This window comes from Paenibacillus sediminis, assembly GCF_017873765.1.
Taxonomy (GTDB): domain Bacteria; phylum Bacillota; class Bacilli; order Paenibacillales; family Paenibacillaceae; genus Paenibacillus_AG; species Paenibacillus_AG sediminis.
Window position 1 is genome coordinate 1 of record NZ_JAGGKP010000002.1, and the last position, 13,848, is coordinate 13,848.

The following is a 13,848-nucleotide window of genomic DNA, read 5'->3' on the forward strand; positions in this document are numbered from 1 at the left end:
GGTCTTGTCTATCTGGTATTAGCTCACGTTTCCGTGGGTTATCCCAGTCTTACAGGCAGGTTGCCTACGTGTTACTCACCCGTCCGCCGCTAAGCCTCAGAGGTGCAAGCACCTCATCAGCTCCGCTCGACTTGCATGTATTAGGCACGCCGCCAGCGTTCGTCCTGAGCCAGGATCAAACTCTCCAATAAAGTGAAGAGCGATTAGCTCATTTAATGCTGACGATTCAAATTGAATCGATAATAATTATTGACGCGATCCATTTGTTCAGTTTTCAAGGAACTTACTTCTATGATGTCCGACTCACTTTATATCATATTTTGTCGAACATTTATAGATTCTATCAGGTTCTTATTGTGTTGTCAACATCTTTTTTATCGACATTCACTGATGTTATTCAGTTCATTTGTATGTCGTAGAAGCGACATGTAATAATGTATCACGATCATTAACTTTTGACAATAGAACAAATTTTTACAGTTGGTCATTGTAAGTTATAATCATTAATAGATTATTGATAATAACAAGATGTCATCCTGATCGGAGTGATATCCATGAGCTCGTGGATGAACCAAATTAGAAAAGGCTACGGCAAAAAACTCGCCCAAATTCATGCATGGAACGGCTGGATGGTGCTCTTTCTAGCTCTCTCTGGCTTGATCCTGCTATCTGGGTTTTGGAGACAAATTCTTGGTGAGGTTAGGGTATGGTTGAAATGGCTCCATATCGGCGTAGGAATCGCCCTCATTGTTCCCGTCTTATACTACCTTCTCCTAGCCAGCAAACATTGGAGACAGCTTAAAGGTAAACCGTGGCAACAAACGAATGTAATCATTGTTCTCGCTCTCCTGCTCGGATGGTTCGTATCGGGTGTACTCCTGTGGCAATTTAAAGCTGTCGGCCCCGCCTGGTCTAATTCAGCATTAGTCATTCATGATTTGCTCACGTGGATTGGACTTCCTTATATTATCTATCATTCGATAACGAGAACAAGATGGCTCAAAGAACCAAGTCGCCGTACAATTATCATTGAAAATAAAGCTAGGACTGTTGCAGCGCAAAAAAATAATCAGCCGCTCTATACTAGACGCGAATTTGTGAGATTAGCGATCGGAGCAGGACTCACTATTACACTCGGACCTTCTTTTGTAAAATGGATGGGGAGTTTACTGAATCCCTACCAGGTTAATGAACTGTCACAGTATAACGCAAATCAGCTCATTCCAGACCCTGTTCCATTACCCGCTTCGTCCCCTCCCATTGGCGGAGGAGCGAAAGGGAATTATCGAGTTTATACGGTGACGGACATTCCTTTCTTTGATAACAGCAACTGGTCTTTTACCGTAGATGGACTCGTTAAGCAAAAGCTGAACTGGAACTGGGAACAGTTCGTCCAGCTCAAGCGTACGGTGCAAGTGAGTGATTTTCATTGTGTAACAGGATGGTCGGTATACAATAATACATGGGAAGGAATACCCCTTAAGCAATTGCTTGATCAAGCGGGGGTCGACGAACAGGCTAAAACAGTTAAGTTCTATTCAGGAGATGGCACCTATACAGATTCTCTCACATTAAAGCAAGCTAGATTAGATGATGTTATGGTTGCTGTAATGCTTGACGGTAAACCGATCTCCAGCGAGCTTGGCGGACCTGTGCGCTTAATCGTACCTAAAATGTATGGCTACAAATCTGTTAAATGGCTCACCCGTATTGAACTGATCAAAGAAGATCATATTGGCTACTGGGAACAGCGAGGCTACGATACGGATGCATGGCTTCCTAAGAATAAAATGGACATTTAAAAAAGCAGCCGATTTCGGCTGCTTTTAGTATGCTGTATAGCTAATTTTGCTTATTCACTCTTACGACTCAAGCAATCTAATAAACTCGTCCTCATCATCAATAACTTGAATACCTAGAGCTTGGGCTTTAGCCAGCTTGCTACCGGCTTTCTCACCAGCAATAACTAAGTCCGTTTTCTTCGATACGCTGCCAGTTACTTTTGCCCCGAGTGCTTCAAGCTTCTCTGCCGCCTCTTCCCTGCTCATTTGGTGCAGTGTACCTGTAAGTACAACCGTTTTACCAGAGAAGAAAGAGTCCTCACGGACCACTTGCGGCTTATCAGGCGCTTTGGGTTCGACTCCAAGCGAGAGCATCTTCTGAATGCCCGCTTGCATGACAGGGTCATTGAAGAAGCTAACGATACTGTCAGCAACAATACCACCGATATCTGGCAGCTCCATCAACTCTTCAGCGGAGGCGGACATGATCTTATCAAGACTGCGGAAATGATCCGCGAGTACTTTCGTCGTCGATTTCCCAGTATTCGGGATACCGAGCGCAAATAGGAATGATGCTAGATCGCGGTGCTTGCTTTTCTCAATCGCTTCAAGCAGGTTGGTTGCTTTCTTCTCCCCAAAACGCTCCAGCTTAATTAAATCTTCAAATTGCAATGTGTATAGATCCGCTGGTTCACGCACATTTAGTTCATCGTACAGCTGCTCTGCAGTCATGACACTAAATGTCTCAATGTCCATTGCGTCCCGAGATGCAAAATGTGTGATACGGCCAATAATCTGCGGCTTGCATCCCAGTCTGTTGTTACAGAATAGATGTGCCCCGCGCTGCTCAAGTTCAGAACCGCAAGCTGGGCAATGCTTCGGATAAATGATCTCCTCACCGTCATTCTCATCGGTCACTTTGCCTAATATTTCAGGAATCACTTCGTTAGACCGGCGAATGAATACACTTGTGCCTAGAGCGTATTTTAAGTTTTTGCGTTCAATGTCGCCAATATTGTTCAGCGTACAATTTTGTACCGTAACACCAGCGAGCTCAACAGGGGTTACACGCGCAACTGGCGTTATTTTCCCAGTACGCCCTACTTCCCAAGTTACCGATTCAAGTATTGTCGTTGTCTCTTCCGCTTCAAATTTAAAAGCAACCGCCCAGCGCGGGAACTTATCGGTATATCCGAGCACATCGCGCGTACGCATGTCTACTATTTTGACAACCGCTCCATCAATAAGATAGTCCAGTTCAGAACGTCGTTCCTCGATCTTCTTCAGCTCATCGATTACACCCTCAAACTGATCGAAATAAGAAATAAATGGATTCACTTTAAAATGGTTCTCTCGAAGAAACTCCATCATTTCACGGTGATTATTAAACTTTATTCCATCGGAATAGCCCACATTGTAAAAATACGCGCTCAGTTTGCGTTCCGCCGTTATTTTCGGATTCAAGTTGCGAAGTGCTCCGGCCGCAGCATTGCGGGCATTCTTCAACGGCTCAGCCGCCTTCTCGTTGTATGCCGCCAGCACAGAAAGATTCATAATGCCCTCGCCTTGAACTTCAATCGTTCCATCTTTATAAGGGATCGTAAGAGGTACGGACTTTATCGTCTTCACTTGAGCTAGAATCCCTTCGCCTACTACACCGTTACCGCGAGTTGCCGCCTGCACAAGCTTGCCGTCTGTATAAGTAAGGTTAAGCGTTAGACCATCAAATTTAAGTTCTACCGCATAGGACGGATGAGGCAGAGGATGGTCAGGGTTTTTACTGTTGTAGTCAGACACCAGCTTTAGAACCCGATTGTTCCAGCTTTGTAGCTGCTCTACATTTTGCGCTTTATCGAGACTCCACAGCGGAGCAAGGTGGCGGTGAGGCTCGAAGCCTTTCAGTAGTTCGCCGCCAACCCGCTGTGTAGGCGAATCAGGCAAAATAACCCCTGTCTCTTTCTCCAGTTTCACGAGCTGGTCGTAGAGACTGTCATACTCTTTGTCGCTAATGAGCGGTTTATCGAGTGTATAGTAATGGTAATTGTACTTATTCAGCTCGGCCACGAGCTGCTCCATTGTAGCTAATGGATCCATGCAGGGACATACCTCCGTTTAATACTTATTATCATTCTACTTTCGTAATTGGCGCGAAGCCCGCAAGCAGACGTTTCAAGCCAACTGGTGCAGGGAAAGCAATTTGCAGTTCTGTATCATTGCCTGAACCTTTAATCGAGACAATGACGCCTGTGCCCCATTTGCTATGTGCGACTTTATCGCCAGCTTGGAAACTGTCTGGCTTACTGCCCGCTTCCGCAGTGGATTGTCCAGGGGCCCCGGTAGTTACGGTCACTTTGGCGGAAGAAGACGAACCTGTGCTCCGTCCCCCAAAGTTACTGCCGCCGCTGCTGCCTATACCTCTGCCGCTGTATGCACCGCCTACATTGCCTCCGCGGCGGAAACGATCGCGAGCCATCGCCGTATCTTCCTTCAATTCATCCGGAATTTCATCCAAGAAACGGGACGGCGGATTTTGTGTCGTGCGGCCAAAGAGCGTACGCGTACGCGCACAAGACAAGAAGAGCTGCTCCTCCGCACGCGTAATCCCTACATAAGCAAGGCGGCGTTCCTCTTCTAACTCTTCATCGTCCATGAAAGCACGGCTATGCGGGAACACCCCTTCTTCCATCCCGATAATAAATACGACCGGAAACTCTAGCCCCTTCGCACTGTGCATCGTCATCAGAATAACTGCATCTGTCTGTTCTTCCGGGTCATCGTTCATAGAATCAATATCAGCGATGAGCGCTAGATCCGTGAGAAAAGCGACCAGCGACTTATCTTCATTATTTTTCTCAAATTCCATAGTTACAGACAAGAACTCTTCAATATTCTCGAGGCGTGAACGTGACTCGATCGTATTCTCATTTTGCAGCTCAATTCGGTACCCTGTCATCTCGAGCAGTTTCTCCGTAAGCTCTGTGACAGACAGGTATTCAACCATGTTATGAAGGTTAGTGATCATATCATAGAAATCTACTAGAGCATTGCGAGTCTTTCCTGCAAGTCCTAAATCATCCACATACTCAAGCACTCGATAGATGGAAGTGCCTCGCTGCGCGGCCGCATCTGCTAATTTCCCAACCGTCGTATCCCCAATGCCCCGCTTCGGCACGTTAATAATACGCGTTAAGCTAATATCATCATCTGGATTAGACAGCAGACGCAAGTAAGCGAGCAGGTCTTTAATTTCTTTACGGTCGTAGAACTTGATGCCCCCGACAATTTGATAAGGGATATCGGATTTAATTAAAATTTCTTCGATAACCCGGGACTGCGCGTTCGTACGGTACAAAATGGCGTGATCCGAATAATTTCGGCCTTTGCCTACATTTTTCTGAATTTCCGAGCTTACAAAATAACCTTCATCATGCTCCGAGTCACCGCGGAACACTTTGATTTTGGCGCCTTCGCCTTTATCCGTCCACAGCTTCTTCGGCTTGCGTCCCTTATTGAGTGCAATCACTTCATTGGCTGCATTCAAAATGTTAGATGTAGAGCGGTAATTCTGTTCAAGCAAAATGGTCTTCGCTTCCGGATAATCTTCTTCAAAGTTCAAGATGTTGCTAATATCCGCGCCGCGCCAGCGATAAATCGACTGATCGCTATCGCCCACCACACAAATGCGGTGATGCTTATCTGCAAGCATACGCGTTAGCATATACTGTGCACGGTTCGTATCCTGATATTCGTCGACATGAATGTACTGGAATTTCTTCTGATAGAATTCGAGCACTTCAGGTACTTCTTTAAACAATTGAATAGTCGCCATGATGAGGTCGTCGAAGTCGAGCGAGTTATTGCTTTTCAGTCTCTTTTGGTACATGGTGTACACTTTCGCTACAATTCCCTCGAAATAATCGCCGATCTTCTGTTCATACAACTCCGGTGTAATTAATTCATTTTTAGCCGCGCTAATGACCGATTGGATCGCTTTAGGCTCGAATTTTTTCGTATCGATATTAAGGTCTTTCATACAGTTCCGAATCACGGACAATTGATCAGTAGAATCCAATATGGAAAAGTTCGAGGAAAAACCGATTCGTTCGATATCTTTGCGCAAAATGCGTACGCACATCGAGTGGAAGGTCGATACCCAAATGTCACGTCCTTCGGCTCCGACGAGTTTGGACACCCGCTCCTGCATTTCCCTCGCTGCTTTGTTCGTAAATGTGATCGCCAAAATCCCCCACGGCGCTGTCTTACGTTCCGCAATAATATAAGCAATGCGATGAGTCAGCACGCGGGTCTTACCAGAGCCTGCACCTGCCATAATGAGCAGCGGTCCCTCGGTAGATATGACGGCTTCGCGCTGCTGCGGATTAAGCTTGGCAATAGCCTCTTGAATATTGACGGTTTGCATCATGCATGCTCCTTTCTGATGATTGATTTATTTTACAGCTTGCACCGTTAATAACGCTTCTTCTAAATGATCATAAATGATGTTACCAACGACGATAGTGTCTGCTGCGGCTGCGGCTTCCCTTGCGGTTTGCAGGTTCGTAATGCCCCCTCCGTAAAAAAGCTGCGCTCCGCGCAACTCTTGGCGTACAGCCGACACCAAATTCATATCTCCAAACGTTCCACTATATTCTACATAAACAATAGGTAAAGACATGAGCCGATCTGCCGTTTGCGCATAAGCAGCAGCACTTGCTGCGGACAGATTGGTCTTCGCTTCCGTCAGCTTGCCTACTGTCGAATTCGGATTTAGCACGATATAACCTTCAGGAACAAGCAATTCCCAAGGAATGAGGAATCCATACTGCTCAATCGCTTGCTGATGCTTCCCAATCAACCAGTCGATACTGCCTGTGTTCAGCACCATTGGAATCATATATAAGTCAAAGCCAGGCACGGCCGCTTCCAGTTCGGAAATCTCCAGCACACATGGAATGTCATACTGCCGAATGCGAGCGAGCAGTTCCACTGTATTTTCAAAAGTAACCCCGCTCGACCCTCCGACCATCACGGCATCTGTACCGGACATGCACACTCTGGCAAGGGCTTCATCACTAATTTCCCGGTCCGGGTCCAGCTTAAATACGTGCCTCCAGGGCTTGATCATTTGCTTCAACGCCGAATTCCTCCACTTCTGCCGAAGTCTCCAAACCTAGTCTATGTCAGTATAGAAGGACTGTCAATTTATCGCTTCAAGTAAAGATACCCCATTTTGCACCAAGGCAAAACGGGGTACGTCTGGCAAGATTAGTATGCATTTTTATTCATGAAGCCGCTTAGAATCGTTTTGAAAATAATTTTGATGTCAAACAAAAGTGACCAATTTTCGATGTAAAAAATATCGTGCTTAATTCTGTCTTCAATCGACGTGTCACCGCGCAAACCATTGCTCTGTGCCCAGCCTGTAATGCCCGGACGAACATGATGCTTAACCATATACTTCGGAATTTCCTCGCGGAATTGCTCGACATAATATGGGCGCTCCGGACGTGGACCCACAACACTCATATGACCGAGGAGCACATTGAAAAATTGCGGAAGCTCATCTAAGCTCGTTTTGCGAATAAATGCTCCGAACTTCGTACGGCGCGGATCATTTTCCGTCGTCCAGCCGGTGTCTTCTGTACCAGGTTCCAACACTTTCATGGAGCGAAACTTATACATCATAAATGTACGGCGGTTGAGTCCGACGCGCTCCTGCTTGAAAATAATCGGTCCCGGCGAAGTAAGCTTCACCCCAATGCATAAAGCGATAAGAATCGGCGAAGTAATAATGATAGCGAATAAGGAAAAGACGATGTCGAACATTCGTTTGAAAATGCGGTTCCCTACAATATCGAGCGGAATGTCGCGCACGTTAATCATCGGCATCCCTGCAAAATTATCGAACATTGGACGTGCTGGCAAATAATCATAAAAGTCGGGAATGATCATGGTGCGCACGCCGGCTTTTTCACATGATGCGATGATCTGGGCATATTTATGATGCGCTTCAAGCGGAAGCGCGAGTACGACTTCGTCAACGAGGACACTATGAAGAATATCTTCCAAGTCTTCCAGCGTGCCTAAGATCGGTTTATACCGCTTCGCTTCAATGCCGTCCCACTGCTGATAATCATCGAGAAACCCAACCACTTGATACCCAAGCTCAGGATAATAGCGCAAGTTATCGTGAAATCTCTTGCCGAGTGTGCCTGCACCAAGAATGAGCACATATTGGCGGTTGTATCCTTTTTGCCTCATATATTGGAGCATGCGCTTAAGCATGAAACGGTACAGCATAATGAACATCACGTTGAAAGAAACATATAGAATTAGGTAAGAACGAGAGATGTCCATCTCTTTCACGACAAACAGAAAGCTTAATAACGAGAACAGGCTTATAAAATGAATTTGTAAGAGCTTAACGACATCGTCGGAAAATCTCTTTTTCCGTTTAGGAGAGTAGAGTGAGAATAAGACTCCAACAACAACGGCAATAATTCCGTAGTATAAGCTCCACTTTGCATAATTCTCAATTGGCAGAGGGCTGCTGTAGTCTAGCAATCCCGATCTAAATTTAATCCACCACGCTAATACAAAGGACAGTTGAATCACTAAAAAATCAACGAGCATATACAGATTTGACAAAAAACGCTGGTTTTTGCGAATCATTATTTCACCTCAGGCTTAGCTTGATTATATGTTGAGTTTGCAGGACGCGTAATCGCCCTTGGAGACGGCAACAATTTATTTTTAAGAAGAGATAACGTAAATTTCAGAGCTATTCCGGTATATACGGCAGTGTTCGTTAACCATGAGTATTGCTGTCTATAATGTTTGCGGTGGAAGACAGCCATCGCCCGGTGGAACTCGTATATGATTTTATAAGGCTTGCGTCTGCTGCTCGCACCTTTGTAATGAACGATGTATGTAGCTGGGTAGTAATGAATCTCCCACCCCGCTTGCTTAATCCGATAACACCAATCAATATCTTCCCCATACATGAAAAATGTCTCATCCAGCTTACCAACCTGCTGAATCACCTCTTGCCGCACGAGCATAAAAGCGCCTACTAGACAATCAACTGGATAAGCTTCGTTCGGATCGAGATATCCTAGCTGATATTGATTGAATCTTGGATTGTGCGGAAATAGCTTAGAGAAACCAAAGGCGTAGTAAAAAGAAGCTGACGGTGTCGGAAAACCACGTTTGCATGCTTTATCGAGCGAACCGTCTGGTAGAATCACTTTACATCCAGATGCTCCTACCCCCGGATGTTCGTCCATGAAGGAGACCATCGTCTGCAGTGTATCCGGCTGGACAATGGTGTCGGAATTCAGGAGCAAAGTATATCGCCCGCTTGCGATATCCATGCCTTGATTGTTCGCTTTGGCAAAACCTACATTATCGTTGTTAGGTATAAGCTTTACTTCGGGGAATCTCTCTTCGATGGCAGCTGTAGATCCATCTGTAGAAGCATTGTCTACTACAATGACTTCATATGTATAGTCTGTCTTCGAGGCATATACCGAATCGAGACAGTTCATCGTTAGCTCGCGTGTATTGTAATTGACAATTAGTATGCTGACATCCATCAATGGCTCCCCTTTCGGGGATATTATACCATAAAAAGGCTGGTAACAGAGGGATTTTATAGATTTTGAGTGGGGGAAAATGCAAGGGTGAAGGGTACTTAGGTATATGACAACATATATAAATAAGGGATCGGTTTAGGCCCGATCCCTGCACAAACAGTCCGCTTAAAGAGCGGCCGGATGTAAAGTACTCAAGAAATAGACCGAGCCTTTGACGTGGGGCGGTCTATTTGTGTTTGTTCATTTTTTTATCTAGGATCTCTCTTCGTTTCACTCGCAAATCCGAAAGCTCTTTCCAAAACGATCCCCAGGCTCCGAGTACCTTTGGTTCTCTTAATAGAAAGTATGAATTGCTGGCAATATCATAGGGAAGAATGTGTAATAGGTTCTTAAGTATACTTATCCGGCTATCATTCTTGTAAATCATCTTATACCGATTAATATAAGACATCTGGCGAATAAAGAGAGACTGCCGTTTACGTCCTCCCTCTTTCCATCCGCGTTCATGATATGCTAACGCATCGGCACAATAATATGATTTCCACCCAAGCAAATTCGCTCGCCACGCCACATCCACATCTTCTTTATAAGCGAAAAAGGACTCATCAAAGAACTGACCTTGTATACTAATTGCATCAATCATTCTGCGAGAATACAAGGCAGCTGCTCCCGATACCCCGAACACAAAGCCTGACTCATTCCAATTAGAAGCCACATCTCCTGCCCCTCGATCAAAAGCTCTTCGTGCTTTATTCATCGTTAGACCCGTACTATCTACCAATTCAGGATTGGATTTTCGGAGTAACTTGCCCGTTAAACTGCCAACATTCCTCTGCAACTCAGCCTGCTCTACTAGTAGCTGCACATAATGTTCACCAATCGTAACATCAGGATTAAGAACTAGTACATAATCGCTGTTCCTCATCCGAATCGCTTGATTATGAGCTGGAGCAAAACCAATATTCTGCTTATTACTCACAATAGTGATAGGCTGCTCAGGCATGTTAGAAATGACTTGCTCGACCACACTAACGGTATCGTCCTGAGATGCATTGTCAATCACTATAATCTCATAAATAGGGTAGGATTGATCCCGAACCGCAGCCAAGCAATCAGCTATATCAGCAGCACTATTATATGTAACGATGTGGACACTAACAGTTTTGACCATTATTGATATTCCTTTAACGTTAGTAGAAACGCCCTCAATCCTTCTCGCCAAGGACGTAAATCCGTCAGACCATTCGCTCGAATAGATAGATGTTCCATAACTGAATTACGAGGTCTAGGTGCAGGACGAGGAAACTCTTCTGTAGTGCACGGCTCGACTCGAGCCGTGATCTTCATTTGAAGGAGATCCTCAGCATCCTCAAGAATGGCTTTAGTAAATTCATACCACGTACACTCACCCGTATTTGACGCATGGTAAATGCCATACTTTTCAGTCGTCACAAGCTCTAGCAAGAAGTTGGCAAGATCAACAGTATACGTAGGAGAACCTTTTTGGTCATGGACTACCTTGAGTTCAGGCTTCTCTTGACCTAGCTTAAGCATCGTTTTCACAAAGTTATGTCCATGTATTCCATACACCCATGATGTCCGTACAATAAAATAGCGAGAAGATAGGCTTTGCACCAAAATTTCACCCGCACGCTTGGATTTACCATAAATGCTCTGCGGATTCGTATTGTCGTACTCATGATAAGGAAGCTCTGAAGTGCCATCGAACACATAATCCGTACTGATGTAACACACTTTTGCTCCAATAGCTTCAGCCGCGACTGCAATATTACGAGTCCCCATAGCATTCACTGCATACGCCTGATCGATATCCGTTTCCGCCGCATCTACTGCAGTATAAGCCGCACAGTGAATGATGACATCAGGATGAAATTCGTTTACGAGTGTAAAGCACTGCTCTTGATTCGTTATATCTAGCATCTGCCGATCACACCCTAGTAAGGTGTGACCAGCTTCTGCAAAAAGAGACACAACATCTTGTCCTAGCTGTCCGCTCGCTCCCGTTACTAATACTTTCATTTGAAATCTCCAAAGCGAATTCCATATTGTTTCTCATAATACTGTTCGTACTCACCGGACTGAATACGCATCCACCATTCTTGGTTATTTAGATACCAATCAATGGTCTCTTTAATTCCAGTTTCAAAAGAGTGCTTTGGTTTCCAGCCGAGTTCAGTCGTAATTTTCGTTGGATCAATGCCATATCGTCTGTCATGCCCAGGGCGGTCTTGTACATAAGTGATAAGAGATTCTGGTTTGCCTAACTGCTCTAAAATAGTTTTAACAATGTGAACATTTGTCCGCTCGTTATTACCGCCAATGTTATACACTTCGCCGTCCTGTCCCTCATGTATAACTAAATCAATGGCACTGCAATGATCCTCAACATACAACCAGTCACGAATATTGAGTCCATCTCCGTACACAGGAAGCGGCTGATCGTTTAATGCTCTTGAGATCATGAGCGGAATAAGCTTCTCTGGGAACTGATATGGTCCATAGTTGTTCGAACATCTTGTAATATTGACTGTAATCCCAAAAGTCTCATGATATGCACGCACTAACAAATCTCCGCCCGCTTTACTAGCTGAGTAAGGGCTGTTCGGTGCAAGGGGTGTCGTCTCAGAAAATAATCCAGTTTCTCCTAACGAACCGTATACTTCATCAGTAGATACTTGTACGAACTTCGTCACTCCATATTTCTTTGCAGCGTCTAGCAGTACTTGAGTACCAAATACATTGGTCTTCACAAACACATCTGGTTCCAAAATGCTTCGATCCACATGTGATTCAGCTGCGAAATTGACAACCACATCAATACCTTGTTGGAATACTTCATCTATCGCTTTAGCGTCACGAATGTCAGCTTTGATGAATGAATAGTTTGGATTCTGTTCAACAGATTTTAAATTTTCTAAATTTCCCGCATATGTAAGAGCATCAATATTTACAATCTCGTAATTCGGATGTTCACGTAGCATATACATTACAAAGTTACTTCCAATAAATCCGGCGCCACCAGTTACTAGCAAGTTCATGAAGTGCCTCCTATTTAAAAGTTAAGTTCCGCATCTTTCAAAAACGGATGACGTGTATCCTTATCTGATAGGATCGGATTTGATGTAGGCCAGTCGATTCCAAGAGCAGGATCGTTCCATAAGATGCCGCGGTCATGCTCTGGAGAATAATATTCATCTACTTTGTATAATACTTGAGTGTTAGGTACGATCGTGCAGAATCCGTGCGCAAACCCTTTGGGTACAAGTAATTGCCGATGGTTATGCTCACTTAATATGACACCGAGCCATTGACCGAACGTTCGTGAACTGTGGCGAATATCTACAACGACATCATAAATCGCACCTGATAGAACACGGATCAACTTTGTTTGTGCTTTAGGCGTTAATTGATAATGTAACCCTCTAATGACTCCTGCTTCCTTGGATAAAGTATGATTGTCTTGGATAAAAGAATAATCAAGACCATTAAGATCAAAACGAAAGGCATTGTAGCTCTCCATGAAATATCCACGACTATCTTCATGAACCACTGGTTCAACTAGACAAACACCTTCTAATTTTAAAGGAGTTACTTTCATTACAATTGCTCTCCTTCTACAATTTCAATTTCCCCATCTCTTCTCCGAAGGTCAGATCTTTAGCTAGCTCGTTCGCACGAACCAAAGATGGGTGTGTTCCAGCATCTGTCCACCAGCCGTTTAGAATATCAAAGGTTAATTCGTTGCGTTTAATATATGCATTATTTACATCCGTAATTTCTAATTCTCCACGATTAGATGGCTTAAGACCTTTAACAATATTAAATACAGTATGATCAAACATATAGATACCAGTAACAGCATAATCGCTTTTAGGTTTTTGCGGCTTCTCTTCAATAGAAATAATCTTATCTCCCTGAAGTTCTGCGACACCATACCGCTGAGGATCGTGAACTTGTTTGAGGAGAAGTTTGGCGCCACGTTGTTGTTGTCTAAAGTTCCGCACATATTCAGAAATTTTATCTTCGAATACATTGTCTCCAAGAATAACAACCATCTGGTCTTCACCTACAAATTGTTCAGCTAAGCCTAGCGCTTGTGCAATACCCCCTGCCTCATCCTGAACTTTATAAGTAAAGCATACTCCCATCTCTCGACCACTTCCGAGCAGATTAACAACATCCCCCATGTGTTCCTTACCAGTGACAATTAGAATATCTGTAATGCTGGCCTCTCTTAATTTTTGGATAGCATGAAATATCATAGGGTATTTCCCTACAGGTAACAGATGCTTATTAGTCACTTTCGTCAATGGATACAATCTAGACCCAGTACCTCCAGCGAGTACGATACCCTTCATTATTTACCTCCTCTTGTCCATCTGATAATCCTAAAGTGTAAAACAGACAATTATTAATAATCGGTCTGAAATATCGCCAATCAATGTAAACTA

At 44.3% G+C, this 13,848-nt stretch carries 11 protein-coding genes and 1 rRNA gene; 1 reads left to right on the forward strand and 11 read right to left on the reverse strand.

Going from position 1 to position 13,848, the window contains the following annotated elements:
* Window positions 1-191, reverse strand: a 16S ribosomal RNA gene (locus J2Z20_RS07205); the annotation flags it as partial.
* 363 nt (window positions 192-554) lie between these two features.
* Here J2Z20_RS07205 and J2Z20_RS07210 point away from each other — a divergent pair.
* The gene (locus J2Z20_RS07210) at window positions 555-1,802 is read left to right on the forward strand and encodes a molybdopterin-dependent oxidoreductase (RefSeq protein WP_209847441.1); all 1,248 of its coding nucleotides are present in this window, start codon (window positions 555-557) and stop codon (window positions 1,800-1,802) included.
* A gap of 60 nt (window positions 1,803-1,862) precedes the next feature.
* On the opposite strand, the gene ligA is transcribed toward J2Z20_RS07210, so the two are convergent.
* The 10 genes from ligA to J2Z20_RS07260 all read right to left on the reverse strand — a co-directional run bounded on the left by ligA (window position 1,863) and on the right by J2Z20_RS07260 (window position 13,755).
* On the reverse strand, window positions 1,863-3,875 hold the full coding sequence (ligA, locus tag J2Z20_RS07215) for an NAD-dependent DNA ligase LigA (protein ID WP_209847444.1): 2,013 nt from the start codon (window positions 3,873-3,875) through the stop codon (window positions 1,863-1,865).
* 31 nt (window positions 3,876-3,906) lie between these two features.
* Complete coding sequence (pcrA, locus tag J2Z20_RS07220) at window positions 3,907-6,201, reverse strand: DNA helicase PcrA (protein WP_209847447.1); 2,295 nt, start codon at window positions 6,199-6,201, stop codon at window positions 3,907-3,909.
* A gap of 27 nt (window positions 6,202-6,228) precedes the next feature.
* A complete protein-coding gene (gene pcrB / locus J2Z20_RS07225) occupies window positions 6,229-6,915 on the reverse strand; it encodes a heptaprenylglyceryl phosphate synthase (protein WP_245252091.1) in 687 nt (228 codons plus the stop codon).
* A 131-nt stretch (window positions 6,916-7,046) separates the two neighbouring features.
* A complete protein-coding gene (locus J2Z20_RS07230; RefSeq protein ID WP_209847450.1) occupies window positions 7,047-8,453 on the reverse strand; it encodes an undecaprenyl-phosphate glucose phosphotransferase in 1,407 nt (468 codons plus the stop codon).
* A complete protein-coding gene (locus tag J2Z20_RS07235) occupies window positions 8,453-9,376 on the reverse strand; it encodes a glycosyltransferase family 2 protein (RefSeq protein WP_209847453.1) in 924 nt (307 codons plus the stop codon). The genes J2Z20_RS07230 and J2Z20_RS07235 overlap by 1 nt, the downstream gene beginning before the upstream one ends.
* 226 nt (window positions 9,377-9,602) lie before the next feature.
* Window positions 9,603-10,547 (reverse strand): glycosyltransferase family 2 protein, encoded by a 945-nt coding sequence (locus tag J2Z20_RS07240; protein ID WP_209847456.1) that lies wholly within the window; start codon window positions 10,545-10,547, stop codon window positions 9,603-9,605.
* Complete coding sequence (rfbD, locus tag J2Z20_RS07245) at window positions 10,547-11,416, reverse strand: dTDP-4-dehydrorhamnose reductase (protein WP_209847459.1); 870 nt, start codon at window positions 11,414-11,416, stop codon at window positions 10,547-10,549. Before rfbD ends, J2Z20_RS07240 begins: the two co-directional genes overlap by 1 nt.
* Window positions 11,413-12,435 (reverse strand): dTDP-glucose 4,6-dehydratase, encoded by a 1,023-nt coding sequence (gene rfbB, locus J2Z20_RS07250; RefSeq protein ID WP_209847462.1) that lies wholly within the window; start codon window positions 12,433-12,435, stop codon window positions 11,413-11,415. The genes rfbD and rfbB overlap by 4 nt, the downstream gene beginning before the upstream one ends.
* Before the next feature lie 14 nt (window positions 12,436-12,449).
* Window positions 12,450-12,995, reverse strand: coding sequence for a dTDP-4-dehydrorhamnose 3,5-epimerase (rfbC, locus tag J2Z20_RS07255; RefSeq protein WP_209847465.1), 546 nt, complete (start codon window positions 12,993-12,995; stop codon window positions 12,450-12,452).
* A gap of 16 nt (window positions 12,996-13,011) precedes the next feature.
* Complete coding sequence (locus J2Z20_RS07260; protein ID WP_209847468.1) at window positions 13,012-13,755, reverse strand: sugar phosphate nucleotidyltransferase; 744 nt, start codon at window positions 13,753-13,755, stop codon at window positions 13,012-13,014.
* Window positions 13,756-13,848 lie beyond the last annotated feature (93 nt).

Excerpts from the sequence above, each read along its gene's own strand:
- J2Z20_RS07210 (WP_209847441.1), top strand. The coding sequence starts at position 555 with ATGAGCTCGTGGATGAACCAAATTAGAAAAGGCTACGGCAAAAAACTC.
- ligA (WP_209847444.1), bottom strand. The coding sequence starts at position 3,875 with ATGGATCCATTAGCTACAATGGAGCAGCTCGTGGCCGAGCTGAATAAG.
- pcrA (WP_209847447.1), bottom strand. The coding sequence starts at position 6,201 with ATGCAAACCGTCAATATTCAAGAGGCTATTGCCAAGCTTAATCCGCAG.
- J2Z20_RS07230 (WP_209847450.1), bottom strand. The coding sequence starts at position 8,453 with ATGATTCGCAAAAACCAGCGTTTTTTGTCAAATCTGTATATGCTCGTT.
- J2Z20_RS07235 (WP_209847453.1), bottom strand. The coding sequence starts at position 9,376 with ATGGATGTCAGCATACTAATTGTCAATTACAATACACGCGAGCTAACG.
- J2Z20_RS07240 (WP_209847456.1), bottom strand. The coding sequence starts at position 10,547 with ATGGTCAAAACTGTTAGTGTCCACATCGTTACATATAATAGTGCTGCT.
- rfbD (WP_209847459.1), bottom strand. The coding sequence starts at position 11,416 with ATGAAAGTATTAGTAACGGGAGCGAGCGGACAGCTAGGACAAGATGTT.
- rfbB (WP_209847462.1), bottom strand. The coding sequence starts at position 12,435 with ATGAACTTGCTAGTAACTGGTGGCGCCGGATTTATTGGAAGTAACTTT.
- rfbC (WP_209847465.1), bottom strand. The coding sequence starts at position 12,995 with ATGAAAGTAACTCCTTTAAAATTAGAAGGTGTTTGTCTAGTTGAACCA.
- J2Z20_RS07260 (WP_209847468.1), bottom strand. The coding sequence starts at position 13,755 with ATGAAGGGTATCGTACTCGCTGGAGGTACTGGGTCTAGATTGTATCCA.